Source organism: Marinomonas alcarazii (genome assembly GCF_003208215.1).
In the GTDB taxonomy this organism is placed as follows: domain Bacteria; phylum Pseudomonadota; class Gammaproteobacteria; order Pseudomonadales; family Marinomonadaceae; genus Marinomonas; species Marinomonas alcarazii.
Window position 1 is genome coordinate 114,102 of sequence record NZ_QKLW01000001.1, and the last position, 24,730, is coordinate 138,831.

Consider the following 24,730-nt stretch of genomic DNA (forward strand, 5'->3'; position numbering starts at 1 on the left):
ATTCTTGCATGTTTCAACTTTACACAGGTAACCGTCTAGAGGATTTAGCCGTGTTGCTTGCGAAGATTCTGGCTGTTTCGCCGCCAGAGAATCCGTTTGATGATGAATCTATCTTGGTGCAAAACCCAGGTATGGCGCAATGGCTGAAGATGTTCTTGGCTGAGTCCCATTCGATTGCCGCGGGTTTGGTGTTTCCGTTGCCTTCTACTTTTGTTTGGCAGACGTTTTCTCAGACACTTAACGATATTCCCGCGCAAAGTGAATTTAATAAACCTTTCTTAGTGTGGCGCTTGATGCGCTTGTTGGATACTCGCCTTGGCGAACCTGAGTTTCAGGCGCTCAGTTGGTATCTTGAAGAAGACGATACACAAATTCGTCGCTTCCAGTTATGCAGCAGCATTGCGGATATTTATGACCAATATTTGGTTTACCGTCCAGATTGGATCAAGCTTTGGGAGTCTGGCGATGTCTCTTATGGTGGCACGGACAAGGCCTTAGAAGCCTTGTTTGAACAACAGCCTTGGCAGGCGATCCTCTGGCGAGATCTGGTGGCTGATGTGAGCCAGCAGGGCACCTCGCTTTATCATCGCGGTAATCTTATTGAAGCCTTACATGACGCGACTCAATCTTCTACGCGACCTGTTGGTGTGCCTGAGCGTATCTTTATTTTCGGTGTGTCTTCTTTGCCGCCAAATACCCTTGAATCTTTGCGAGTGTTGGCCGCTTCTGGCTGGATTGATGTGCATTTATTTTTGCAGAACCCTTGCCGCTTTTACTGGGGCGATGTGGTTGATAAACATTACTTAGGTCGGGAAATAAAACGCCAAACTCTCAAGCCTGGGTTGAGTACGGATACATTGCATTTGGATGCTAATCCGCTACTGGCGAGCTGGGGGCGTTTGGGACGAGATTATATTGCTCAGCTGCAAGAAATGGCCGACAACGAATTGGAAGTCTTTGAAGATTATCTGAGCGAGCAATCGAGTGGCTTGTTGCAGTGGGTTCAGCAAGATGTGCTGACGTTAGAAAACCACGGCTCGAAAGAAGAAAGAGACGCGAATATCGACAATGCTATGTATCGACATCCCGTTGCGGTGGATGATCAAAGCATTCGTGTTCATCTTTGTCACAGTCCGTTACGGGAAGTGGAAGTCTTGCATGATCAGCTGTTGCAAATGTTCGAGAGCGATCCAAGCTTGACGCCAAAAGACATCATCGTCATGTTGCCCGACGTCAACACCTACAGCCCGTTCGTGAAAGCAGTCTTCGGTAATGTTAAAGGTAGCGCACAGGGCAGAAAACAGATTCCATTTGCTTTGATTGACCAATCTGGCGGTATGGAAAACCCAATTGTTGATGCCTATTTGTATTTGCTTGGTTTGGGCGAAAGCCGTTTCACTTTGTCTGAATTAATCAGCGTACTTGAAGTTCCAGCGGTGTTGGCGCGGTTTGAATTAACCGTTGAGGAATTAGAGCGTATTCGCCAATGGTCGACAGAAGTCGGTATTCGTTGGGGATTGGATGGTAAAACCGCTCAACAGCATGATTTGCCAATACAGGAATCACACACTTGGCTAAATGGCGTGCGTCGCATGTTATTGGGTTACGCCATGGGCCACGACCATATTTGGGAAGGCACGCTAAGTTACGGTGATGTGGAAGGTTTAGAAGCCTCGGTGGCGGGGAAACTGGCTGAGTTTTTAGTTGCCATTGACGACGCTCAAGCTAGGTTGATGGAATCCCTTGTTCCAAAAGACTGGGTTTCGACTTTGTATTATTTAGCAGAGCGTTTCTTTTTGTTGGAAGAAGATGATGCTTTTCAAGTTTTGCTGACTAAGCAACTCGACACTCTAACCTTGCAATGGCAACAAGCGCATTTTGATGCCCCATTGGATCAGCAAGTGATCCGTCAGTTGTTATCGCCTTTGTTGCAAGAGTCTCAAGGTGGTCAGCGCTTCTTAGCAGGTCGAGTGAACTTTTGTACCTTGATGCCTATGCGTTCCGTGCCCTTTAAGGTTATCTGTGTATTGGGGTTAAACGAAGGGGATTATCCACGCAGTGTTGCGCCTATGGGCTTTGACCTTATGGTTGGGCAATATCGCAGTGGCGACCGAAGCCGACGCGAAGACGATAAATATTTGTTCCTTGAAGCGCTGATGTCAGCACGAGATTGTTTCTACATCAGTTATGTGGGGCGCAGTATTCAAGACAACAGTGAGAAAAATCCGTCTATCTTGGTGAGTGAGTTATTAGAATATATCGGTCAGAGTTGCGTGTTTGAAGGCGATCAGGCATTAGCGCCAGACGAAGCGCAGAAAGCCTTGCTAGAGCGATTGATTCTGGAGCATCCTTTGCAGCCCTTTAACGCAGCCTATTATTATCAACCACAACAACATGTTCAGGAACAAGAATTGGCTGTTGCGTTTGATAAACGTCTTTACAGCTATGACGAACAATGGCTGCCAGCCTTGCTTAGCGCTCCTGTGGACGATGAACACGCTGAGTTTTCACCGCTGGATGGTTTGGAGCAGCCAAGGCTGGATCTTGCTCTGGACGAGCTGTCGCGCTTTATTGGTCATCCGACGCGTTACTTTACGCAACGCCGCTTAAAAGCCTATTTAAGCTTGCAAGAAGAGGAAGAAAAAGAAGATGAACCGTTCGCCTTGGATGGTTTGGCAGGCTATCAATTACGCGAAGGTTTGCTGCAAGCCATGCTAAAAGGCGATGAAGATCAGTTTGTCGAGCGTTTGTCCTTGATGGGCGCTTTGCCTTATGGCGCGCTCGGGCGTTTGTCTTTGGAGCAGAGTCGTGGGCAATGCCAGCGGTTGATGACTGTGTTGCAAGGTTATGCGCTGGAAGAATGCGAACCTATCGAATTGAACTTGACCCTTGGCAGTGTTGTTTTGCAGGCGTGGTTGGATTTACCAACGGCGACCACGCGTTTGTCTTATCGCATTGGCGACTTATCCGCCCATCAAAAAATGCAGGCGTGGATAGAGCATTTGGCTTTATGTGCACAAGGAACGCCAAAGCAACATCATCTTATTAACTTGAGCAAAACGGGCAAATTGCTTCAGCACAGTTTTATTGTTATCCCGCCAAAGGATGCTCAAGACTATCTAAACACGATGCTGGCGTTAATGCAGCAAGGCTTGTGTCAGCCGATTGCCTTGCCTGCCAAAAGCGCCGACGCATGGTGTAAAAGTTATTGTTCGAGCAAAACGCAAGAAGACGCAGACATAGCTTGGGAGCAGGCGTTGAAGCTGTATCAAGATAACAGCAGTGCTTTTACACGTAGTGAAGTAGATGATGCTTATTGGCAACGTTATTTCCCAGATTTGAATCGCCAAAAAGAACAGTTTGTCGCCTTGTGTGAGCAGATTTGGTTGCCCATGCACCGTCATTTGGAGGTGATCGAATGAGTCTTTCTAACGACCTAGCTTCTGTTAATGAGTCTTCAGCCAATGCCGAAGCCTTAAGTATGATACCTGAGCCGCTCGACGCCTTAACTTTTCCATTGTTTGGCAAGCGCTTAATTGAAGCCAGCGCAGGCACAGGAAAAACCTATACCATTGCGAACTTATATCTGCGATTGTTGGTGCCAACGGGTCAAGCGGGCGATTTAGACAAGGCGCTAACAGTCGATCAAATTTTGGTGGTGACCTTTACCGAAGCCGCCACCGCCGAGCTAAAAGCCCGAATTCGTGGGCGCATACGAGCGGCACGAAAAGCCTTGTTACAAGGTGAGAGTAGTGATGTGTTTTTGGCGGTTTGGCTGGCGCAAATGTCAGACGAACAACGCGCTGGTGCCATTGAAAAACTGCTGTATGCCGAGAAGCAAATGGACGAAGCGGCAGTGTTCACCATTCATGGTTTTTGTCAGCGTATGCTGAGCCAGAACGCCTTTGAAAGCCGCATGTTGTTCCAGCAAACCATTGAGACCGATGAGCTGGCGCCATTGTCTATGGCAGTGAAAGACGTTTGGCGCAGTGTGTTTTATCCGATGGACGACACCAAAGCCGCCTTGATTCAGCCCATTTGGTCAAATCCAGACGCCTTGCTGAAAGATTTGTACTTACTGAACAATCAGCCTGACGCCAAAATCGCCGTGCCAGATTACGATTGGGAGAATGCCATAAGCGAGGCGCAAGAAACCATGGCGGCGGTGCGCGCTATGTGGCTTGCTCAGTCGCAAGATATTATCGATGCTCTTGAGCGCAGCGGTATCAAGCGAACGTTTTGGCGTAAAGATCCTTCAAAAGACATTCACGCCATGACGCAATGGGCGAACTCAACGCGTTTTGAACTGGATAAGAGTTTAGAGAAATTCGACACAAATGAGCATGCTAGCCGATTGAGCAAAGGGGGCGATTTGCCCGCTCACGAATTCTTTGGCTTGGTGCAGTCTTTGCGTGAAAGTTTTCCCGATGCTGGTCGATTAAAAGCGGTCTTGCTGACTCAGCTTTGGCAGCAGACCCAAGAGCGTATGAAACGCTGGAAGCACAGTACTCAATCGCTGACGTTTACCGATTTGCTAACCTCTCTCGATGCGGCATTGTCTCAAGACGAAGCCGGTAAATTAGCCGAGCGTATTCGTCATCTTTACCCCATCGCCTTGATCGATGAGTTCCAAGACACGGATGCCGTGCAGTATCGGATTTTTTCATCTATTTATGCCCCAGCTCAAGTGGATCAAAATGCCCTTGGCTTGATCATGATCGGCGACCCAAAACAGGCGATTTATGCCTTTCGCGGTGCGGATATTTATACCTATTTGGCGGCCAAAAAACGGGTCGATAGTGTGTATTCTTTGGCAACCAATTATCGGTCTTCCGCGGCGATGATTCAGTCGGTGAATGGGCTTTTTAGCACGCAAGCGGAGCCCTTTCGAGTGGCGGGTATTCCCTTTGTTGAAGTGCAAGATCGTGGCGTTGCCAGTGGTTTTGCTCGACAGGGGCAAGCGCAAGCAGCGCTGCAATTTTTGTATCAACGCAGCGATGAGCCCGTGTCGACAAAAGACTATCGTCAGACCATGGCGGAATCTTGTGCGGCGCACCTTCATGAACTTTTGCTGGAAGGGCAGCAAGGAAAGGCGCTGATTGATGGCAAAGGCGTACGACCCAAAGATGTTGCCTTATTGGTGACTAATTTTAGCCAAGCCAATGCCCTAAAAGACGCGTTACGCCAACGCGGTATTGCCAGCGTGTATTTGAGTGATAAAGGTTCCGTGTTTGAAACCGTCGAAGCGCGAGAGCTACTGATTGTGCTGACGGCGATTTTATCCAATGGACAAGAAAGTAAACTGCGTTCAGCGTTGGCAACCAGTTTGGTCGATTGGTCACTGGAAGATTTAGACACGCTCAACCACGACGATGTGGTGTATGAAAAATGGGGACAAGCCTTCCGTGATTATCTAGAAATTTGGGATAAGCAGGGCTTGCTGCCTATGTTGCGTGAATTCATGCAGAACGTCGCTCTGGCTGCGAATATGCTCAGTCATACTGGTGGCGAGCGTCGCTTAACGGATTTTCTGCATCTGACCGAGAAATTGCAGCAGAAATCCCTTGAGCTGGATTCCAAAGAAGGCGTATTGCGTTATCTCAGGTTGGCGATTCAAAACCCGAATGGTAACAGCGACGAGCAAAAGATCCGTCTTGAAACCGATGCGGAACTGGTTCGAATCGTTACCATCCACAAAAGTAAGGGCTTGGAATACCCACTGGTGTATTTGCCGTTTGCCTTTACGCCATATCGAGACCAAGACAAATCGGCTTTATATCATGATGCGCAGCAGCAATTGTGGATTGCTATTGACCCCGATGAAACGCAAACCGACATGCATAAAGAAGAGTTATATGCCGCGGAAATTCGCTTGGCTTATGTGGCGTTAACGCGCTCTAAAGAAGCGTGTTTTATTGGCTCGATGGATGTGGGAAAAAGCGCGAATAAATCCCGAGGTGCTGTGTCAGATGTTCATCTTAGTGGCGTTGGTGCTTTGATTAGTGAAGGCGAACCAATGGAAGCAGGAGACTTGTACCCGAGTATCGAGCGCCTTTGCGAGCGCTACCAAAATGGGCAAATGTGTTTGCTGGAATTGCCTGATGAACCACCGCGCTTGCCGCGATTTAAAATGGCACAGGCTGAGTTAATTGAACCTCATGCTAGACACTTTACGGGGCGTGTAGAGCGTGATTGGTGGGTGGGGAGTTATTCCTCCTTGGTGGTGGAAGATAAAGAACACCACGATGAAAGTGTGCCAGGCTTGGATGAAATGACGCGTTTTGTCGATCCTTTGCTGGATGATATGGAGGCGCTCGATCAGGCATTAGAAGCGCAACAAAAAGAGCCACAGAAGAATCGCTTCACTTTCCCCAAAGGCGCAAAGCCGGGGACATTCTTACACGATACATTAGAAGGTAAAGCCCTGCATGATGTGTCAACTAACCCGAGCTTTAAGGATTTATTAAAAACCAGCCACCATAAATTGATGGTCGATTTTTACCAACGTCAGGGCTTTGATGAATGGCAAGATGTGCTCAGCGAATGGTTACCAGATATCGTGAATACCGAGTTAATGGACGGTATGAGCTTGGGGAGTTTGTCCCCATCGGCTTGCCGAAAAGAGATGGAGTTTTTTATTCCGGTGACAGGGATGAACGCCTTGCAGTTGGATCGGATTTCTCGTGAGCATGATGAGGTATCGCGTGTTGCACCTATGATTCAAGATCGTCCATTAAAAGGCATGCTAAAAGGCTTCATTGATTTGTTGTTCGAATATCAAGGCCGTTATTACGTGTTGGATTATAAGTCGAATTATTTGGGCGATGACTTTGCCGATTACGAAGCAGACAAACTGGTTCATGCCATTGCGGAGCACAGATACGATCTGCAATACCAGCTTTACACTCTGGCTTTGCACCGATTATTAAAGCAACGATTGCCAAATTATGATTATGAAAAACATGTGGGTGGCGTGGTGTATTTGTTCCTCCGCGGTATGCAGCCAGAACAGCAAACAGGCGTATTCAAAAGCCGATTAAGCATTGAACATCTAACCGCCCTAGACAAGCTGTTTAGCGGTGAAAGCGATAAGCCAGAAAATCACGAGGCGGTACAATATGGACTTTTCTAATCAGCTAGGTTTGCTCGACGCTTTTGAAGAAAATACCGCTAAAGTTACGTCATTTAGGCTTGCTGATTGGCAGGCAAAAGGTGTTTTGCGTGCAATTGATTGTCAGTGGATTACGCAGCTTGCGCACCATGCTAAAGAGGACAATCCAGGCAAGGGTGACAGTGCTGTTCATATCGCAGGTGCTTTGTGCAGTGCGTATCTTGGCGCGGGGCATATTTGTATCGATCTAGCCACCATTTGGCAACACCCACCAGAAGGTGTTGAGCTTGAAGAATTAAGAGCGGCATTGGCAGATTCTGGTGTAAACAGCGTGTCTTCTTGGTGTAATGCTTTGCAAGGGAGCCGTTTGGTGTCCTTGGCTGGCAATGTTGCTGAACGACCTATGGTGCTGGCTGGTACTCGCCTGTATTTATATCGTTATTTCCAATATGAGCAACAGGTGCTGAATTATCTTAAGAGCCAATTTTCCGTTGTACCTTTTGATGTTGATGCGAATTTGTTGGCGCAATTGTTCCCAGATACATCCCAGTCGGTAGATTGGCAAAAGGTCGCGGTTGCCAACGCAGCAAGTTTGCCTTTCTCGGTGATCAGCGGTGGCCCTGGAACAGGCAAGACAACCACAGTGACTCGTCTTTTGGCGCTGCTGGTGGCTCAATCATTGGCGGAAGGGAAAGTACTGCGAATTGAGCTTGCAGCGCCAACAGGTAAAGCGGCGGCGCGGCTAACAGAGTCCATCTCAAAAGCGAAAGCGGATTTACCATTAAGCGGTGACATTAAAGACGCCATACCAGAGCAGGCCAGTACTTTGCACCGCTTGTTAGGAAGCGATTTTGGTCGCAGTCGTTTTAAGCACAATAAAGCAAATCCTTTGCATTTGGATGTGTTGCTGGTGGACGAAGTATCCATGGTGGATTTGCCGATGATGGCAAAATTGATCGATGCAATGCCAACCCATGCACGACTGATTTTGCTTGGTGATAAAGATCAGCTTGCTTCGGTGGAGGCGGGCAGTGTGCTCGGTGATTTATCTTACGGCATTGATAATGTGTACTTTCAACCGGAGTGGGCCGATCGCCTTACGAGCCTTACCAGAGAAAATATTGTGCCGTTTGGTAACCCTTCAGCACCGCCAATTAGCCGAGCGCTGACGTTATTACGCACCAGTTATCGCTTTGATGCAAACAGCGGTATCGGACACTTGGCGAAAGCGATGAACGCTGGTGATAGCCAAGCGGTATTGAGCTGCCTTCAATCTGGGTACGCCGATGTGGAGTGGCGAGTACCAGAAGAAGGGCAAACGAAAGCAGACATTGCGGCATTGGCAAAAGGTTATGACGATTATTGGGACGCTGTGCGCCAGAATCTTGATATTGCCAAACTCTACGAAGTGTTTACTCGCTATCAAATTTTGACAGCGGTTCGACAAGGTGAGTTCGGTGTCGAGAAAATTAACGCACAATTAGAGAATTATTTTTATCAGCGTGGACGAGTGAAAGATCCCCATGTTTGGTATCCGGGCAAAGCGGTGATGCTGACCAGAAACGATGCGGCATTAGGCTTGTTTAACGGCGATATTGGCCTTTGTATGCCCGATGAGTTTCAGCGCCTTCGGGTGTGGTTTATGCAGCCAGATGGCTCTTTTACTGGCTTGTTGCCGAGTCGCTTAAGTGAGTTTGAGGTGGTCTTCGCCATGACGGTACATAAATCCCAAGGTTCTGAGTTCGAGCAAGTAGCCTTATTGTTGCCTATGACACCCTCGCCAGTATTAACCAAAGAATTGCTTTATACGGGCATCACTCGGGCGAAAAAGTCGTTTAGCTTATGGGGATCGAGCGGATTGATTCGGGCGGCAACCGGTGCGTGTATCCAACGTGACTCTGGTCTTATCAGCGAGCTTTGGCATTGATATTTCATTATTCGGATCCATTATGGATAAGATATTGAATATAGGAATAAATAATCTTGTTGTGCGATTCTTGATGTGATTTTTTTATGTTAGGGTAAGCGGCATTTCAACACTATAAAATTTCAAATTTCGACATTATGTAAAGTAGGAAAGAGTAGCAACAATGGCAAAAGAAATTGTTTTAACCGGTGTTACCACCACAGGCACTCCTCACTTAGGTAACTTTGTGGGTGCAATTCGTCCTGCGATCGAAGCAAGCCGTCAAGAAAATACGGAATCTTACTTCTTTCTTGCGGACTATCATGCGTTGATCAAATGTCAGGATCCTGAACGTGTGAAACAGTCTCGTTTAGAAATTGCGGCGACTTGGCTAGCGTGTGGCTTGGATACGGATAAAGCAACTTTTTATCGCCAGTCCGATATTCCTGAAATTGCTGAGCTCAATTGGTTGCTGACTTGCGTAACCGCAAAAGGTTTGATGAACCGCGCTCACGCTTATAAAGGCGCAGTGGATGAAAACCTTGCCAATGACCAAGACCCAGATTTTGGTATTACTATGGGCTTGTTTTGCTATCCAGTATTAATGGCGGCGGATATTTTGGCGTTTAATGCGCATAAAGTGCCTGTTGGTCGTGACCAAATTCAACACATCGAAATGGCGCGCGACATTGCTGGGCGTTTTAACCACTTGTTTGGTGAGCATTTTGTCTTACCTGAAGCGGTTGTGGGTGAAGAGGGCTCTATCTTGAAGGGCTTAGATGGCCGTAAGATGAGTAAGAGTTACAACAATACGATTCCATTATTTGATACCGAAAAGAAACTGCAAAAAGGTATTAATAAGATCAAAACAAACTTGCTAGAACCAGGTGAAGCGAAAGATCCTGACGACTCTACCGTGTTTGATATTTACAAGGCGTTCGCCACACCTGAGCAAACGGCGCAGATGCGTCAGAATTTTGCTGATGGCATTGCATGGGGCGAAGCGAAGAAGGAACTTTTTGCTCTGGTCAATGGTCAACTATCTGAGCCACGTGAAAAATACCTTGAGTTAATGGCTAATCCATCTCATGTAGAAGAAGTTTTACAGGCAGGGGCGGAAAAAGCACGAGCTCGTGCACGTGGAATGATTTCAGACTTACGCAATGCCGTTGGTTTGGTCAATTTTAAATAAAGGAGAGTTTTGTGAAAACAACAGTATTTGCCATGTTAATGGCGTTTGTTTTGGCAATCGGCGCTGGCGGTTATAGTGCAGATGTTCAGGCAAAGAAGTTTGGTGGTGGTAAAAGTTTTGGTAAAAGCTTTTCTATCTCTAAACCTAAAAGCACAACGAACAGCACAGCCGGTACAACCAATACAACAGCTGGCGCTAAAAAGCCTGGTTTCTTAGGTGGAATGGGCGGTGGTCTGTTAGGCGGATTGTTAGCTGGTGGTATTTTTGCTGCTTTGCTAGGAAGCGGTGCTTTTGACGGCATTTCTTTCGGTGATATTCTGCTATTTGCCTTGATTGGTTTCTTGGTTTACAAGTTCTTCATCGCACCAAAACGTCGTGCAGCTCAAGCGAACGCGGCAGGTGCTAATGGTATGTTCCGCGAAATGCCGAACTCAACCCGCGATGGTTCCCAGCCTTCTCCAATGTCTGGTATCAGTGGTTTTGGTTCTCAGCCAGCGATTCAGCTTCCGCCAGGCTTTAATGAGCAAGCGTTTGTTGCTGAAGCGAAAAACCATTACATCACTTTGCAAAAAGCATGGGATGACAATAATTTCGATGAGATTCTAGATTATGTCAGCCCAGAACTATATAACTTGTTGGTGACTGAACGTGCTTCATACGGCAATGATAAGCCTCGTACAGAAGTTGTTTCCTTGATGGTTGAGATTGTTCGTGGTGAGTATATTGGCTCTATTGCCTCTATATCTTTGCAATTCTCAGGCTGGATCAAAGAAGGTGATCAGACTTCCGAAACCAATGAAATTTGGCATTTGGAAAAGAATATGTCTGATGCAAATGGAAATTGGACAATAGTTGGGATACAACAAGACAACTAATTGTTACTTAACTTTGCTCGTAGACTCATCACATTTTGTTTACACTAGACAAAGCTCGTGATGAGTCCTACATTACTCTTATTAAACTAAATATGGATGTGAGCCATGTCTGAATTAGCGCCTATCAAAGAAAACGGGAAAGCCTTATCTGAATCGAATAAAGGTGAGTTGTTACAGTATCTAACTTTTAAGCTGATTGACGAGACTTATGGTATTAACGTCATGCAGATAAAAGAAGTACTACGCTATAGCGAAATAGCTCCGGTTCCTGGTGCGCCTTCCTATGTTTTAGGTATCGTTAATTTACGTGGTAATGTCGTGACGGTAGTCGACACTCGAGTTCGTTTTAGCTTGCCTGAGTGTACAATTACTGACGACACTCGCATTATTATTATTGAGCACGATGGTGAGCAAGTTGGTTTGCTTGTTGATGCTGTTCAAGAAGTGTTCTATTTGTACCAAGGCGAGATTGAGCAAAGTCCTAGCGTTGGTAATGACGAAGCATTGAAGTTCATTCAAGGTGTTTATCAAAAAGAAGAAGAGTTGGTTATTTTGCTTGAGCTTAACCGCATGTTTGAACGCAATGATGCACTTGGCATCGAAGCGATGAGCTAAGCGAAGCGCTTCTTTTTAAAACGATTCTCTTTTAAAGATCGAAAAAAAACCATGCATGGCATGGTTTTTTTGTGTCTGTAATAAGCGCGGTAAGCTTATCTTTCCCAGTACGCTTCTTCTAAGCTGTCTTCTCGCTCCGGCAATCCTTTTGATAAACGAGACGCGTTTTGAGCCAGTATTTCATAACTCACACGGTTTGAATATTTGCAAATTTGCGCGAAAGAAGAGTATGCCAAAAAGGGCGCTAAATGCTTGCTAGAGTTTGGCACCACTTCTTTGTGAAAGTGATTAGCAGATATGTCGTGAAGCAAGGCGGATAGAGCGCCGTCACCTGCACCATTGGTATTGCGAATTTTTTCAGGTCCGCCCATGTATGGGTCGATGTGAGAAAACACTTTTACTGGTTGCTTGCAGGCTTCTCGTAACATTGGTCGACTGAATTCCCAGCGATTGAAATCGGCCAAGCTGCCAGATTTAATCGGATTGGTGGTCTCGCGTTTTAGCTCATCATCGGTGTAACCACATAAATACATGCCATCCGGACCTGCTGTCAGCAAAACAATATCAACATACTCTAGAATCGCACTGGCGGCTTGTAGCGGATCAGCTAGACCTGTTAATGCTTCGGCTTCCAGTTCATTCATGGCGAGCACATTAACGTGCTTTTTGATGATCTCGAGTAGCTCGTCTCTGTTTTCTTCTACTAGGTGTTTGGTGCCTAGGGTTAAGACGGTTGGAACCTGATTGTTATGGGCGTATTCCAAGGCTTTCAGCATGGCTTTTTTGATCGGTTTGCCTTGATGGCGTAGTGGGTACGCACAAGTTACCAATGCGGCACCGCCTGCTATGATATGCTCTGGAATATGGTCTTCGTCCAGTTCGTCCATGTCTCCTGGGGCAATGGCAAAAGTTCGTTCGCCATCTGGTGTGATTAGGGTAATACCGCGACCAATATCACCAGCGACACCTTGTAGATGATTCATATCTACTTTGCTGCTGGTATGGCAGATATAATGGTAAGCTGGTGAGCCTAAAGTGATGTTGGCTGACATAACGCCCAGTAGAACCGATTTATCATCGGCCAATACAGAATAGTTATGGATAGTGTTGCCAATCGTTCCGCCAGCAAAGTGATCTGAGATGCTGTTCTGTGCGGTTAACTCATCATAGATAGCAGACGCTGTGTCCGCATCGACAAGGTTGGATAATCCTTTTTGGATGTTGAAAGTTTCTAAAAATTGATCAGACACATTGGCGACCACATCGACAATGGTTTCATCCAAGCCAACAATGTAGGTGTCTTTATCGGGTCTAACTTCCGATGTCGGCAAAACAGGTTTGGCTTGAGAGACTGGAAAATAGTGTTTTAGTTTGCGTCTACCGGGAAACTTCATACTGGTACTCGTGGGTAAGGTAATTAAGCGAGTTTAGCAAAGAATTGACCAGTCGGGCAGGATGATTGATAAGAAAGTAAGGTGAAAATGAACGAATCAGAGTTAGATCGTTATTGTCGACAGTTACTATTGCCGAATTTCGATATTCAAGGGCAACTTAACCTTGCTCAGACCAAGGTATTGGTTATTGGTTTGGGCGGGTTGGGGAACATTGCGGCAACTTATTTGGCAACGTCTGGCGTGGGGCATCTGATCCTTGCGGATGGGGACCAGCTAGAAAGCAGTAATTTACCTCGCCAAGTCCTTTACAACGAACAGCAGCTTGGCTTGAACAAAGTTGATGCGGCGGCGGAGCAAATAGCGCAGAAAAATTCTGCGGTTCATGTCGAGGTTTTGACGCAAAAGTTATCTGGTGAGCTTTTGTTAAACACGGTAGAGCAAGCGGATGTGGTATTGGATTGCACCGATAACTTCACTGCTAGACAGGCGATCAACCGGGCTTGTATGGCACTAAAGAAGCCTTTAGTAAGCGCCGCTGCGATTCGCTGGGAAGGGCAGTTGGTAAACTTTTTATATGATCAGCAATCGACGCCTTGTTACGAGTGTTTGTATCCATCATTGTCGGATCAACAGTTAAGCTGTAACGAAAGCGGCATAGTTGCGCCTGTGGTGGGTATGTTAGGGGTTTATCAGGCACTGGAAGCACTGAAGCTGGCAAGCGGTTGTGGAAAGGTGAAGCATGGCGTTCTGAGGTTGTTTGATGGTTTTGAGGGAAGCTGGCGTGAAATGCGTTTAACCCAAGACCCCGAGTGCTCTGCTTGTGCAATTGAAAGCAGTGAGGCGCTTGAAAACTCATAGATAGTCCCTATGTTAATAATTAATATTTTTCTCTAAGAATTTCAGTAGATTTTCGTTAGAATTCATCACAGTCTTTTTAGCCGACCATTTTAGAGTCTGGCAAGCATACATTTACAGGAGCAATAACATGAGCGATGTTAAACACGCTAAATTAATGATTTTAGGCTCTGGCCCAGCAGGTTACACAGCGGCTGTATACGCGGCCCGCGCGAACCTTAATCCTGTGATGATTACAGGTATGCAAATGGGTGGTCAGCTGACGACGACAACGGATGTAGACAACTGGCCTGGTGATGACCAAGGCGTGCAAGGTCCAGAACTGATGGATCGTATGCGTAAACACGCTGAGCGTTTTGAAACAGAAATTATTTTTGACCATGTAAACAAAGTAGATCTTAAGAATCGTCCTTTCCGCTTGGAAGGCGATAGCGGTGTTTACACTTGTGATGCCTTGATCATTTCTACTGGCGCAAGTGCTCAATATTTGGGTCTAGAAAGCGAAACGAAATTCATGGGCCAAGGTGTATCAGCTTGCGCAACCTGTGATGGTTTCTTTTACCGTAACCAAGACGTCGCTGTGATTGGCGGTGGTAACACGGCTGTAGAAGAAGCGCTTTACCTTTCTAACATTGCTAAAACGGTTACGGTTATTCACCGCCGTGACAAATTCCGCTCTGAAAAAATTCTTGCGGACAAGTTGATGGAAAAAGCGAAAAACGGCAATGTGAAAATCGAATGGCATTCCGAGCTTGACGAAGTGTTAGGTGATGACGCTGGTGTAACGGGTGTGCGTATTAAGAACACTCAAACAGGTGAGAAAAAAGAGCTAGCCGTTGCTGGTTTGTTCGTTGCTATTGGTCACAAGCCTAATACTGATATTTTCCAAGGCCAGTTAGATATGAAAGATGGCTACTTGACGGTGCAGTCTGGTTCCCATGGCAATGCGACTCAAACAAGTGTTGAAGGTGTGTTTGCTGCAGGCGATGTGTCTGATCACATTTATCGTCAAGCAATCACTTCTGCTGGTACGGGTTGTATGGCAGCGTTAGATGCAGAGCGCTTTTTAGATTCTCAAAACTGAGATCAAAGTCTCTAAACAAAAAAACCGATCCTAAGATCGGTTTTTTTATGTCTGTAATAAAACGTTTAAAAAAACGAATTACTGTGCGTTGTAAGCTTCGATGCCTTCAACGATGGCTTTTCTAGCTTCTTCAGCGCTCGCCCAACCTTCTACTTTTACCCACTTGCCTTTTTCAAGGGTTTTGTAGTTTTCGAAGAAATGTTCGATCTGATCACGTAGTAATTGTGGAATGTCGTTCACATCTTGGATATGACCGTATTCTTTGCTTAGTTTCTCGTGAGGAACGGCAACCAATTTAGCGTCCATGCCAGCTTCGTCAGACATGTTCAATACGCCAACAGGGCGGCAACGAATAACAGAACCAGGAACCACTGGGTAAGGAGTGATAACCAATACGTCAACTGGGTCACCGTCATCAGCCAATGTGTTGTTAACATAGCCGTAGTTTGCTGGGTAAAACATCGGCGCTGTCATGAAGCGATCAACAACAAGAGCGTCCATGTCATGGTCCACTTCGTATTTTACTGGGTTCGCTTGAGCTGGGATTTCGATGATTACGTTGATGTCGTTTGGAGCATCTTTGCCCGCTGGGATCTTGTTATAGCTCATTTTATTTCTTCCAATGTGGTAAATATTGGCGATATTATAAAAGCTAGAGTGCATCTATGCTAGTTGTGGAAGCTGTCCATTCGTAATATTCTCTATTTCTTAGGAATTAAATACGTAAAAACAGCCTTATAATACGTTAACTTATTGCTTTCTTTCTGAATTTAGCTAGTCTTACAGTGTGATCAAATTATAGTCGCGAGGACAGTAATGACAAAATCTGAGCTGATAGAGCTACTAATCGATCAGCAATCTCATTTGCCAGTGAAAGATGTGGAACAAGCCATCAAGGCGATGCTTGAACATATGTCTGATTCTTTGGCAAATGGTGAGCGCATAGAGATAAGAGGCTTTGGTAGTTTTTCTCTGCATTATCGAGCACCTAGAATAGGCAGAAACCCTAAAACAGGCGAGTCTGTTGATCTGAGCGCGAAGTATGTGCCGCATTTCAAACCGGGTAAAGAATTAAGGGAGTTGGTTAACTTGGCTCCTGGTGAAGAGATTAGCGAACTTAACTAATTTACATCTTATGCCTCGAAATCTTTGAGCTATCACGGCATAATATCGCCATTCTATTGTTGGTAGGTTGTTTTATGCTTAAATGGCTGAAAAGAGTTATTTACATCGTTCTTGTTACTTTTTTTCTCGCTGTTGGTGTGTTTTTTGCCATCCGTAACCCACAATTGATTCACCTTGACCTTGTTTTTTGGCAAGGCCCAGAGTTGAGCGTTGCTCTTTATACTATTTTGTCTTTCACCGTTGGGGCATGTTTGGCTCTGTTTGTGAGTTCGGTTGCTTATTTGCGCAGTGAGCGTCAAATCCGAGTATTGACTCGTCGATACGAAAAAGCACGTGATGAAGTAGATGCCTTACGTAAAGCTTCTATTACCAAAGAGCTTTCTGTAGGGAAGGAGTAATTGCGTTGACCGAAATAGGATTGTTTCTGGTTCTTTTTGTCGCGCTCTTTGTTGGCTGGGCAATGGGGCGAAAGAGTCCGACTAAAAAAAATAAGCAAATAAAGAAGAGTATTCCAACAGACTACTTTCGTGGTCTTAATCATCTGCTTAATGATCAGCACTCCGAAGCGATTGACGCCTTCGTTGATTCCTTAGAAGTCAATTCTGATACCTTTGATATTCACCTTACATTAGGGAATTTGTTCCGTAAGAAGGGCGAAATACAAAAGGCGATTAATATTCATCAAAGTTTGTTGGCACGCCCTGAAATATCTCAACGTGAGATGCGCATGGTGCAGCTAGAGCTAGCCAGCGATTTTATGTCTGCAGGCTTGCTCGATAGGGCGGGGCGTTTGTTGTTGAACATGGCCTCTACGTCACGAAAAAGTGAGTTTCATCCCAAAATTCTAGCCTTGTTGGTTGACCTGTACGAGTTTGAACAAAGCTGGGATAAAGCAATCCAGATCGGATTGGAGCTAATCAAAGAAAGCCCTAACAAGAAAGAAATCAAGCGTCTTGCTCATTTCCATTGTGAAATGGCGCAAGAGCTACAGAAGAAAGAGCATTGGAAGCCTGCTTTTCAACACTACAAAGAAGCCTTGGGTGTGGATTCCAGCTGTATTCGAGCAAGTATTGGGGCAGCGGACGTATTGAACAGTCAAGGCCGTTATCGTGATGCTATCAAAGAGCTTAAGCACGCAGCGGAGCAAGACCCTGAGTTTATTTCAATCATTATTCCTAAGTTAAAAGAGTGCTACCAGAAAGTCTGGGGAAGCGGTGGTTATATCAAGTTTTTGCAAGAGCAAAACCAAAAAAAGCCCTCTACCGCATTGATTATGGCGCTTGTACAACATTATATGGAAACAGATAAAGATTATGCCGAGATGTTTTTGGTTGAGCAGCTTAGACTGCACCCAACGATTAAAGGTTTTAAGGAATTAATTAGTCTCCAACTTGCTGATTCACATGGCTATAACCAACAGCACTTAGTGGTCTTGTTTGAGCTTATTGACCAGTTAGTGCAGGTAAAGCCGAAATTTCAATGCCGCCAGTGCGGTTTCCCTGGGCATCAATTGCATTGGCAATGTCCAAGCTGTAAAAACTGGGGTGTGGTTAAGCCTATTCATGGCTTAGAAGGCGAGTAAAATACAGCATTTGTATGTAGATGCTATTTATATAAATAACACTGAAATATTGATAAAACTGAAAAAAGAGGACACTGAATGAGCTGCCAATCCCCTATTGTGGTTGCCCTAGATTATCCAACCATGGCGCAATCAATCGAGATGGCGAAACGACTAGATCCAAAGCAGTGTCGAGTAAAAGTCGGCAAAGAGTTGTTTACGACATCAGGTCCTGCAATTTTAGATGAGCTACACAAACTAGGCTTTGAAATATTTTTGGATCTGAAATTTCATGATATTCCAAATACGGTAGCGAATGCCGTTAGTGTCGCGGCGAGAGCGGGTGTATGGATGGTCAACGTGCATGCGACTGGTGGTCGTCGAATGATGGAAGCTTCTGCCAATGCTTTGCAGCAACTGCCTGATAATAAAACATTGCTTATCGCTGTGACGGTACTGACCAGCATGGATCAAGCGGATCTTTTGGAAATCGGTATAGATTCAACACCTGAGCAACATGTTAAGCGTCTTGCTGCGTTGGCGAAATCGTCTGGTATGGATGGTGTGGTTTGTTCGGCTCAAGAGTCTAGTGTGTTGTCTGCCGATCTTGGCAAAGACTTTGTTTTAGTGACCCCAGGCATTCGTCCTGTTGGATCTGAACAAGGTGACCAGAAACGAATTATGACACCAGCTGAGGCAATGGCGGCTGGAAGCCATTATCTTGTGATGGGTCGTCCGATTACTCAGGCGAGCGATCCTATTGCTGTGCTGACTCAGACAAATACAGACTTGGGTGTAATCGTTTAAATAGTCGTGTTAGCGGTTGAAGTCTGGATAAAAAGCTTTTAATCTAAAAACCACTTACTTGTTTTGGCTTGGTTGCTGATTCGGTGAGTGGTTTTTTTATTGGCATGATGCTGATTTTTGTTATCAAAACAGTTTAAAAGGAATTTAATATGACGAAACTTAATCGTACCTTCCGTGTTTTTGTGTCTCGCACACTTTTGGTTATTTCATTGGTGCTTGCACCTTTCTCACTTTTTGCCGCGACGCCTTTAGATATTAATACAGCAACTGCAGCACAGCTGACCGCTGTGATGTCTGGTGTTGGCACTAAGAAAGCAGAGGCGATTGTTGCTTACAGAGAAGCAAATGGCCGCTTTGAATCTGTTGATCAGTTATCTAATGTAAAAGGGATTGGTGGTGTGCTATTGAACCGCAATCGAGAGTTACTGCAAGTCGCTACAGCTGATGGTGATTCAGATAAATAGTTCGGAGCATTATTAATACCGAAAAATAAGCGGATTGAGGTCCGCTTATTTTGTTGTTAGGGATTTTGTCGCCTGATGCTGGGTCAAAAAAACTTGTCCACTTAGGTTTTTGATTAAACTTGAGCCTGTCAGTTTATCCATGACGGGGCCTTTGATCTCAGAGAAATGCAAGGTAACTCCCGCTGATTTTAATCTATCATCTATGGCTTCTAGGCTTGCCAATGCACTAGCATCAATCATATTAACGGCATTACACATAAGAATTAAATGCTTAATGTCGTTGTGCTGAGATACAAGGGTTAAGACATAGTCTTCTAGTACTCTTGCATTCGCAAAGAATAGATTTTCATCGATACGAACGGTTATAACGCTTGGTGTTGTTTCTACATCAAAGCGCTTAACGTTACGAAAATGCTCTGTTCCCGGAAGGCGACCGACTACAGCAATATGTGGGTGGCTGGTATGCCAAAGAAAAAACAGTAGCGACAAAGAAACGCCAACGATTATTCCTGTCTCCATACTGATAAAGAGTACAACAAAGAAAGTGGCCAATAGTCCCACGGCTTCCTGTTTAGAAAAATGATATAACCGAGTAAACTCTTTAAAATCGATAAGTTGCAAAATAGAAGTGATGATACAGCTTGCTAATACGGCTGTTGGTAGGTAATAAAACAGCGGTGTTAAAAACAGCAGGGTAAAAAGCATGAGTAGCCCTGTTAATATCCCCGCCATTGGGGTTGTCGCCCCCGCACTAACGTTGACGACTGAGCGTGAAAAACCGCCTGTCACAGGAAACGAACCACTGAATGCCGCCCCTAAATTTGCTAAACCTAATCCGACAAGTTCTTGGTTTGGGTTGATATTTTGTTTGCGTTTTGCTGCAAAGGATTGGGCTACCGAAACAGAGCCGACGAAGCCAACGATGCTTATTAAAAACGCCCCAGGTAGCAGATCAATCATATTGTCTAAGGTGAAATATTCGACAGGAATAATGGGTAAGTGGTTATTAATATCTCCGACGATTTTGATGCCTAACGAATCGAGTGAGAAGGCGCCAACGCAGCTGGTGGTTGTTATAACTACAATGACCGGACCAGACTTGCCAAGCATATTAGATGTGCTCTCTGATAGGCCAAGTTTGCTTAACATAGGTGTTAGGTGGCGCTTGAATAGAAGTAAGGAAAAGATAGAGATAATGCTTAAAATCACGGTGGGGAGATTAATGTCATTAATATGCAAGATCATGCTTTTACCAAGCTCGATTAGGTTGTTGCCTTGAGCTTGAACACCTATTAAATGTTTGAACTGTCCAACAGCAATCAAGATGGCTGAGGCGCTAATGAAGCCAGAGATAACTGGGTGGCTGAGTAGGTTGGATAAAAAGCCCATTTTTAATAGGCTCATTAATATCAAAAATATACCAGATAAAAACGCCAGCATTATTGCAATGGCTACATAATGCTCGCTTCCAGCTATGGCGAATGGTGCCAGTATCGTTGCTGTCATCATGGATGTTATGGCGACAGGGCCAACGGCGAGAGTGCGGCTAGTACCGAATAAGGAATACAAAATAGAAGGGATGATGCCTGCGTATAAACCCACTACAGCGGGCAGCCCTGCTAACAAGGCATAACCCATACTTTGTGGAATCAAAAGTATAGTGGCAATAAAGCTGGCCATGGTATCGGCTTGTAGCTTGTCTCTTGAATATTCTTTGATCCAAGCCATTGCAGGTAAGTATTTTTCAAGCTTATTCATGAGGCGTTCTCAGGATAGATGCAGAAAAAGGCGTCATAAGAATACAAGAATCCATCTGGTGTCTATTAGGAATATGAATATTTCCTTATGTTATATATGGTGGCTTTGATGGTAAAGACGAATCTCTGTTGTTTTCTTTTTTTATGTTCTTTTTTGTTTTAAAGGAATAAGAATAAAGGCGTAAACATCGGACGCCTTAAGCAAAATTTGTTAATCTATTGCGTCGATTGTAAAGCTTAGGGAAAATATCCGTGTCGCAAGAGTTTCAAGTTGTTTCATCTTATTCACCTGCAGGCGACCAGCCAAAAGCCATCGAAAAACTTGTGAGTGGCGTAGAAGCTGGTTTAGCACATCAAACACTGCTTGGTGTTACAGGTTCAGGTAAAACCTACACCATTGCCAATGTGATTTCTCAAGTGAAGCGCCCAACCATTGTAATGGCGCATAACAAAACCTTGGCGGCACAGCTTTATGGCGAATTTAAAGAGTTCTTCCCCAATAATGCCGTAGAGTATTTTGTTTCCTACTACGATTATTACCAGCCAGAAGCCTACGTTGCTGCATCTGATACTTTTATTGAGAAAGACGCGTCCGTCAACGAGCACATAGAGCAAATGCGTTTGTCTGCGACCAAGGCTTTGTTAGAACGCGATGACGTTATTATTGTTGCTACTGTTTCGGCGATTTATGGCTTGGGTGATCCGCAATCCTATTTAAAAATGATGTTGCACCTTGATCGTGGCGATCGTATTGATCAACGAGATGTGCTGCGTCGTTTGGCCGAGCTGCAATACAGCCGCAACGATTTGGTTTTAGAACGTGGTAATTTCCGAGTGCGTGGCGATGTGATTGAAGTCTTTCCTGCTGACTCGGAAGACACCGCAATCCGTATCGAATTGTTCGATGACGAAATTGAAGCTTTGTCGATGATCGACCCTCTGACGAACAAAACCATTCGCAAAGTTCCACGAGTCACTATATATCCGAAAACGCACTATGTGACGCCAAAAGAAACCGTACAAGCGGCTATTGAGCGTATTAAAGTGGAGTTGGATCAGCGCCTTGAACAGCTTAAATCTCTAAATAAATTAGTGGAAATGCAACGCCTTGATCAGCGTACGCGATACGATTTAGAAATGATGCAAGAGCTGGGCTACTGCAACGGCATAGAAAACTATTCCCGTTATTTATCGGGTAGGGAAGAGGGCGCGCCACCGCCAACGTTATTTGATTATCTGCCAGCCAATGCTTTGCTTGTTATTGATGAATCCCATGTAACCGTGTCGCAAATTGGCGCCATGTATAAAGGGGACCGATCTCGTAAAGAAAACCTTGTTGAATATGGCTTCCGTTTGCCTTCGGCCCTTGATAATCGTCCTATGCGTTTTGAAGAGTGGGAACAAATTAAACCACAGACGATCTTTGTGTCGGCTACACCAGGAAAATACGAAGAAGAGCATCAGGACTGGATTGTTGAGCAGATTGTTCGCCCGACTGGCTTGATAGACCCTATTTTAGAGGTGCGTCCTGTCGCCACTCAGGTGGATGATTTATTGTCTGAGATAAACTTACGACTGCCTGCCGGTGAGCGAGTATTGGTGACGACGCTGACGAAACGAATGGCGGAAGATTTAAGTGATTACTTGAGCGATCACGGCATTCGCGTACGTTATCTTCATTCTGATATCGATACTGTTGAACGTGTCGAGATCATTCGAGATCTGCGTCTTGGCGAGTTTGATGTTTTGGTCGGCATCAACTTGTTACGAGAAGGTTTGGATATACCAGAAGTGAGCCTAGTCGCGATCCTTGATGCCGATAAAGAAGGCTTCTTACGCTCGGAAAAATCACTGATTCAAACCATTGGTCGTGCGGCTCGTAACGTTAACGGTAAAGCTATTTTATACGCAGACCGAATTACCGGTTCCATGGAGCGTGCGATAAGTGAAACCGATCGTCGCCGTGAAAAACAAAAAGCCTACAACGAAGAACATGGTATTACGCCAACAGGTATTACCAAATCCGTTGAAGATATCATGGAAGGTGCCTACAACCCAGGTGCAGGCAAACGCGGTAGCAAAACGAAGAAAGTGGCTGAGACGGCAAAAGATTACCAAGTGGAAAGCATGGAAGACGTGGCTCAAGTTCGTAAAGCCATGATTCAGCTACAAAAAGAAATGATTCAAGCATCTGAAGAGCTGAAATTTGAACTGGCAGCGGGTTATCGTGACCAGATTCGCCAGCTGCAGAAAAAGTTAAAAGACGTTGGTGAATAATAGAATCGGAGAGAAAAACGTGGCGATTACCTTAAGAAACTACAACATCATCCGAGTCATCGACAACGGTGTTATCGTCAACTGCACCGTGATTGAAATGTGCTACGACTACGCACTGGTTCGGTTTAAAGACAAAAAATACAAAGTGCCTTATGGCTTAATTGATGAAGTGATTGGTCACGAACTACTCGTTCCAGTTAGTGAATAACAGTTTTAAAACAAAGGCTTCAAAAAATATCAACGAGGGCTTGTCAAAAGCAAACCTCTGCGTATAATAGCCAACACTTTTTAGGACTATAGCTCAGTTGGTTAGAGCGCTACCTTGACATGGTAGAGGTCAGCAGTTCGAATCTGCTTAGTCCTACCAAATTACGAAGCCTCGACAGTTAGTGGTCATTCACAACGTCGGGGCTTTTTTGTATCTGAAAACGATAAAGCCTCTTCTGCTTATTTTACTGACCTCCCAAAAAACGATTTCCTAAAACGCTTAAACTCGAAAATCCTCATGAAGCCTTTGCCAATGTTGTCTTAGCTGTTGTTTGTGATCTTCATTCATTGGTAGGTCTTTTAGCGCGTTTGGCCAAAGGCTTCTGGCTTTTTCCATTACATCATCCAAATGCGGTTTGATCGCTCGCCATGGAATATCTGATTTGGTTGCCCAATGTTCAAAGTGTTTATAAAGGAGGAAATGCTGTACTAGATTGATAGCTTTCAGCAAAATGAAGAAGATTACGCCCATTTTTTGCTTGCCAAATACCCCACTAGATGACCATGCAACGTCAACTTAAGAACACTAATTTCCGTTGTCATCTTCGTCTACATCTTTGTCTTCTAGTAGTCCTTTCCATGGATCATCCGATAGCTTTTTTGGTCATCCCTTTCAAGTACGGCCAAAACGGCTGTGAGCTTTTCTTTTGGGATTAGCATGATGTCGCTGTTTAGGTCTTTGGCAATCAGTTCAAGCGTATCGAGTCTTGGATTGCCTTTTACTTCAAGTCGTTGGTAATTGCTGCCTAGTAATACCAACACGCATTACCATGTCATTCTGTTTGAGTTTCAGTGCTAAACGGCGGTGTTTGATTTGCTGTAGTAGATTTATCATAAGGAAACTAATAAGTTGCTTTTTATAGAATAGAAATATATTAGTTTCTATTTTCATGTAAGGTAACTTAAGAGTTTCTTTTTCCGATATCTACAAGTGCGGAAATATGAGGAAGTATTTTTAGTCTATGGGGTTCCTGAACAGCAGGTTAAACGAACTCCCCTAGATCTACTTTTCGTAAGATGTGCCTTACCAACTCGCGTCCAGCGTGAGTATCAAGTATCTTCGCCGGTACTTCTCCACCTAGGGGCAGGAATAGATGAGTGAATCCATTCTTTTGCCAAATCTGCTGATTCATAGAGATTTACTACTTGTATATACACGTAATGTATCAATTAGGCTGTCAGAAATAGCAGAAGAAAGTCGTTTAACACGATAGCTTTTGCTTACACTTGAAGCACTCTTTCCTTTCGCGTGAGCAATCAGCTCTTTTTCACCTGTTAACTTAATGATCGCTTGCAAATTTTCTCCACTAACACCGGATCTAACAATAGAAAGGTAATCTGTTGAAGACATGATATTAAACCCTGGAAAAAGGCTATTAATAAGGTCAAGTTGTGATTGAAGTTCTAGCGTTTTCATTTTGAGCTCCAAAATCATAGTCC

Annotated in this window: 21 protein-coding genes and 1 tRNA gene; 16 read left to right on the forward strand and 6 right to left on the reverse strand. The window is 44.8% G+C overall.

Annotation, left to right across the window (positions count from 1 at the left end; translation table 11 throughout):
- The first annotated feature begins 8 nt into the window (after window positions 1–8).
- From recC to DFP75_RS00530, 6 genes are all read left to right on the forward strand, one after another.
- Window positions 9–3,422 carry an exodeoxyribonuclease V subunit gamma gene (recC, locus tag DFP75_RS00505; protein WP_110571556.1) on the forward strand — a complete coding sequence of 1,138 codons (3,414 nt, stop codon included), beginning with the start codon at window positions 9–11 and terminating at the stop codon, window positions 3,420–3,422.
- Entirely contained in the window at window positions 3,419–7,132 is a 3,714-nt protein-coding gene (gene recB / locus DFP75_RS00510; protein ID WP_245926901.1) for an exodeoxyribonuclease V subunit beta, read from the forward strand. The genes recC and recB overlap by 4 nt, the downstream gene beginning before the upstream one ends.
- A complete protein-coding gene (gene recD / locus DFP75_RS00515) occupies window positions 7,119–9,038 on the forward strand; it encodes an exodeoxyribonuclease V subunit alpha (protein ID WP_110571557.1) in 1,920 nt (639 codons plus the stop codon). Before recB ends, recD begins: the two co-directional genes overlap by 14 nt.
- 163 nt (window positions 9,039–9,201) lie before the next feature.
- Window positions 9,202–10,209 (forward strand): tryptophan--tRNA ligase, encoded by a 1,008-nt coding sequence (locus DFP75_RS00520; RefSeq protein WP_110571558.1) that lies wholly within the window; start codon window positions 9,202–9,204, stop codon window positions 10,207–10,209.
- Between the two features lie 11 nt (window positions 10,210–10,220).
- A complete protein-coding gene (locus DFP75_RS00525; protein WP_110571559.1) occupies window positions 10,221–11,084 on the forward strand; it encodes a Tim44 domain-containing protein in 864 nt (287 codons plus the stop codon).
- Between the two features lie 105 nt (window positions 11,085–11,189).
- Window positions 11,190–11,699 carry a chemotaxis protein CheW gene (locus DFP75_RS00530; protein ID WP_175404901.1) on the forward strand — a complete coding sequence of 170 codons (510 nt, stop codon included), beginning with the start codon at window positions 11,190–11,192 and terminating at the stop codon, window positions 11,697–11,699.
- A gap of 95 nt (window positions 11,700–11,794) precedes the next feature.
- On the opposite strand, the gene DFP75_RS00535 is transcribed toward DFP75_RS00530, so the two are convergent.
- On the reverse strand, window positions 11,795–13,093 hold the full coding sequence (locus tag DFP75_RS00535) for an inosine/guanosine kinase (RefSeq protein ID WP_110571560.1): 1,299 nt from the start codon (window positions 13,091–13,093) through the stop codon (window positions 11,795–11,797).
- Window positions 13,094–13,180: 87 nt separating this feature from the next.
- On the opposite strand from DFP75_RS00535, the gene DFP75_RS00540 reads away from it, so the two are divergent.
- Window positions 13,181–13,951: a HesA/MoeB/ThiF family protein gene (locus DFP75_RS00540; RefSeq protein WP_110571561.1), complete on the forward strand. Its 771-nt coding sequence runs from the start codon at window positions 13,181–13,183 to the stop codon at window positions 13,949–13,951.
- A 127-nt stretch (window positions 13,952–14,078) separates the two neighbouring features.
- Window positions 14,079–15,032, forward strand: a complete 954-nt coding sequence (trxB, locus tag DFP75_RS00545) for a thioredoxin-disulfide reductase (RefSeq protein ID WP_110571562.1) — start codon at window positions 14,079–14,081, stop codon at window positions 15,030–15,032.
- Window positions 15,033–15,110: 78 nt separating this feature from the next.
- Here trxB and ppa read toward each other — a convergent pair whose 3' ends face one another.
- Window positions 15,111–15,641, reverse strand: a complete 531-nt coding sequence (gene ppa / locus DFP75_RS00550) for an inorganic diphosphatase (protein ID WP_110571563.1) — start codon at window positions 15,639–15,641, stop codon at window positions 15,111–15,113.
- 207 nt (window positions 15,642–15,848) lie between these two features.
- Here ppa and ihfB point away from each other — a divergent pair, with 207 nt between their 5' ends.
- The 5 genes from ihfB (at window position 15,849) to DFP75_RS00575 (ending at window position 18,989) form a co-directional block, all read left to right on the forward strand.
- Window positions 15,849–16,157 (forward strand): integration host factor subunit beta, encoded by a 309-nt coding sequence (ihfB, locus tag DFP75_RS00555; protein WP_110571564.1) that lies wholly within the window; start codon window positions 15,849–15,851, stop codon window positions 16,155–16,157.
- Window positions 16,158–16,231: 74 nt separating this feature from the next.
- Window positions 16,232–16,555, forward strand: coding sequence for a lipopolysaccharide assembly protein LapA domain-containing protein (locus DFP75_RS00560; protein WP_110571565.1), 324 nt, complete (start codon window positions 16,232–16,234; stop codon window positions 16,553–16,555).
- Window positions 16,556–16,560: 5 nt separating this feature from the next.
- Window positions 16,561–17,739: a lipopolysaccharide assembly protein LapB gene (gene lapB, locus DFP75_RS00565; RefSeq protein ID WP_110571566.1), complete on the forward strand. Its 1,179-nt coding sequence runs from the start codon at window positions 16,561–16,563 to the stop codon at window positions 17,737–17,739.
- 78 nt (window positions 17,740–17,817) lie between these two features.
- Window positions 17,818–18,525, forward strand: coding sequence for an orotidine-5'-phosphate decarboxylase (pyrF, locus tag DFP75_RS00570; RefSeq protein WP_110571567.1), 708 nt, complete (start codon window positions 17,818–17,820; stop codon window positions 18,523–18,525).
- 149 nt (window positions 18,526–18,674) lie between these two features.
- Window positions 18,675–18,989, forward strand: a complete 315-nt coding sequence (locus DFP75_RS00575; RefSeq protein ID WP_110571568.1) for a ComEA family DNA-binding protein — start codon at window positions 18,675–18,677, stop codon at window positions 18,987–18,989.
- Window positions 18,990–19,034: 45 nt separating this feature from the next.
- On the opposite strand, the gene DFP75_RS00580 is transcribed toward DFP75_RS00575, so the two are convergent.
- Complete coding sequence (locus DFP75_RS00580; RefSeq protein ID WP_110571569.1) at window positions 19,035–20,747, reverse strand: SulP family inorganic anion transporter; 1,713 nt, start codon at window positions 20,745–20,747, stop codon at window positions 19,035–19,037.
- A 251-nt stretch (window positions 20,748–20,998) separates the two neighbouring features.
- On the opposite strand from DFP75_RS00580, the gene uvrB reads away from it, so the two are divergent.
- From uvrB to DFP75_RS00595, 3 genes are all read left to right on the forward strand, one after another.
- Window positions 20,999–23,023: an excinuclease ABC subunit UvrB gene (gene uvrB, locus DFP75_RS00585; protein WP_110571570.1), complete on the forward strand. Its 2,025-nt coding sequence runs from the start codon at window positions 20,999–21,001 to the stop codon at window positions 23,021–23,023.
- 19 nt (window positions 23,024–23,042) lie between these two features.
- Entirely contained in the window at window positions 23,043–23,231 is a 189-nt protein-coding gene (locus DFP75_RS00590) for a hypothetical protein (RefSeq protein WP_072841210.1), read from the forward strand.
- An 82-nt stretch (window positions 23,232–23,313) separates the two neighbouring features.
- Window positions 23,314–23,390 (forward strand) — tRNA-Val (locus DFP75_RS00595).
- Window positions 23,391–23,510: 120 nt separating this feature from the next.
- Here the strand turns inward: DFP75_RS00595 and DFP75_RS00600 are convergent.
- The 3 genes from DFP75_RS00600 to DFP75_RS00610 all read right to left on the reverse strand — a co-directional run bounded on the left by DFP75_RS00600 (window position 23,511) and on the right by DFP75_RS00610 (window position 24,707).
- A complete protein-coding gene (locus tag DFP75_RS00600; protein WP_220032602.1) occupies window positions 23,511–23,762 on the reverse strand; it encodes a hypothetical protein in 252 nt (83 codons plus the stop codon).
- Between the two features lie 92 nt (window positions 23,763–23,854).
- A complete protein-coding gene (locus DFP75_RS18475; RefSeq protein WP_220032603.1) occupies window positions 23,855–24,052 on the reverse strand; it encodes a hypothetical protein in 198 nt (65 codons plus the stop codon).
- A gap of 367 nt (window positions 24,053–24,419) precedes the next feature.
- Window positions 24,420–24,707, reverse strand: a complete 288-nt coding sequence (locus tag DFP75_RS00610) for a hypothetical protein (RefSeq protein ID WP_110571571.1) — start codon at window positions 24,705–24,707, stop codon at window positions 24,420–24,422.
- Window positions 24,708–24,730: the final 23 nt, after the last annotated feature.

Excerpts from the sequence above, each read along its gene's own strand:
- recC (WP_110571556.1), top strand. The coding sequence starts at position 9 with ATGTTTCAACTTTACACAGGTAACCGTCTAGAGGATTTAGCCGTGTTG.
- recB (WP_245926901.1), top strand. The coding sequence starts at position 3,419 with ATGAGTCTTTCTAACGACCTAGCTTCTGTTAATGAGTCTTCAGCCAAT.
- recD (WP_110571557.1), top strand. The coding sequence starts at position 7,119 with ATGGACTTTTCTAATCAGCTAGGTTTGCTCGACGCTTTTGAAGAAAAT.
- DFP75_RS00520 (WP_110571558.1), top strand. The coding sequence starts at position 9,202 with ATGGCAAAAGAAATTGTTTTAACCGGTGTTACCACCACAGGCACTCCT.
- DFP75_RS00530 (WP_175404901.1), top strand. The coding sequence starts at position 11,190 with ATGTCTGAATTAGCGCCTATCAAAGAAAACGGGAAAGCCTTATCTGAA.
- DFP75_RS00535 (WP_110571560.1), bottom strand. The coding sequence starts at position 13,093 with ATGAAGTTTCCCGGTAGACGCAAACTAAAACACTATTTTCCAGTCTCT.
- DFP75_RS00540 (WP_110571561.1), top strand. The coding sequence starts at position 13,181 with ATGAACGAATCAGAGTTAGATCGTTATTGTCGACAGTTACTATTGCCG.
- trxB (WP_110571562.1), top strand. The coding sequence starts at position 14,079 with ATGAGCGATGTTAAACACGCTAAATTAATGATTTTAGGCTCTGGCCCA.
- ppa (WP_110571563.1), bottom strand. The coding sequence starts at position 15,641 with ATGAGCTATAACAAGATCCCAGCGGGCAAAGATGCTCCAAACGACATC.
- ihfB (WP_110571564.1), top strand. The coding sequence starts at position 15,849 with ATGACAAAATCTGAGCTGATAGAGCTACTAATCGATCAGCAATCTCAT.
- DFP75_RS00560 (WP_110571565.1), top strand. The coding sequence starts at position 16,232 with ATGCTTAAATGGCTGAAAAGAGTTATTTACATCGTTCTTGTTACTTTT.
- pyrF (WP_110571567.1), top strand. The coding sequence starts at position 17,818 with ATGAGCTGCCAATCCCCTATTGTGGTTGCCCTAGATTATCCAACCATG.
- DFP75_RS00575 (WP_110571568.1), top strand. The coding sequence starts at position 18,675 with ATGACGAAACTTAATCGTACCTTCCGTGTTTTTGTGTCTCGCACACTT.
- DFP75_RS00580 (WP_110571569.1), bottom strand. The coding sequence starts at position 20,747 with ATGAATAAGCTTGAAAAATACTTACCTGCAATGGCTTGGATCAAAGAA.
- DFP75_RS00600 (WP_220032602.1), bottom strand. The coding sequence starts at position 23,762 with ATGGGCGTAATCTTCTTCATTTTGCTGAAAGCTATCAATCTAGTACAG.
- DFP75_RS00610 (WP_110571571.1), bottom strand. The coding sequence starts at position 24,707 with ATGAAAACGCTAGAACTTCAATCACAACTTGACCTTATTAATAGCCTT.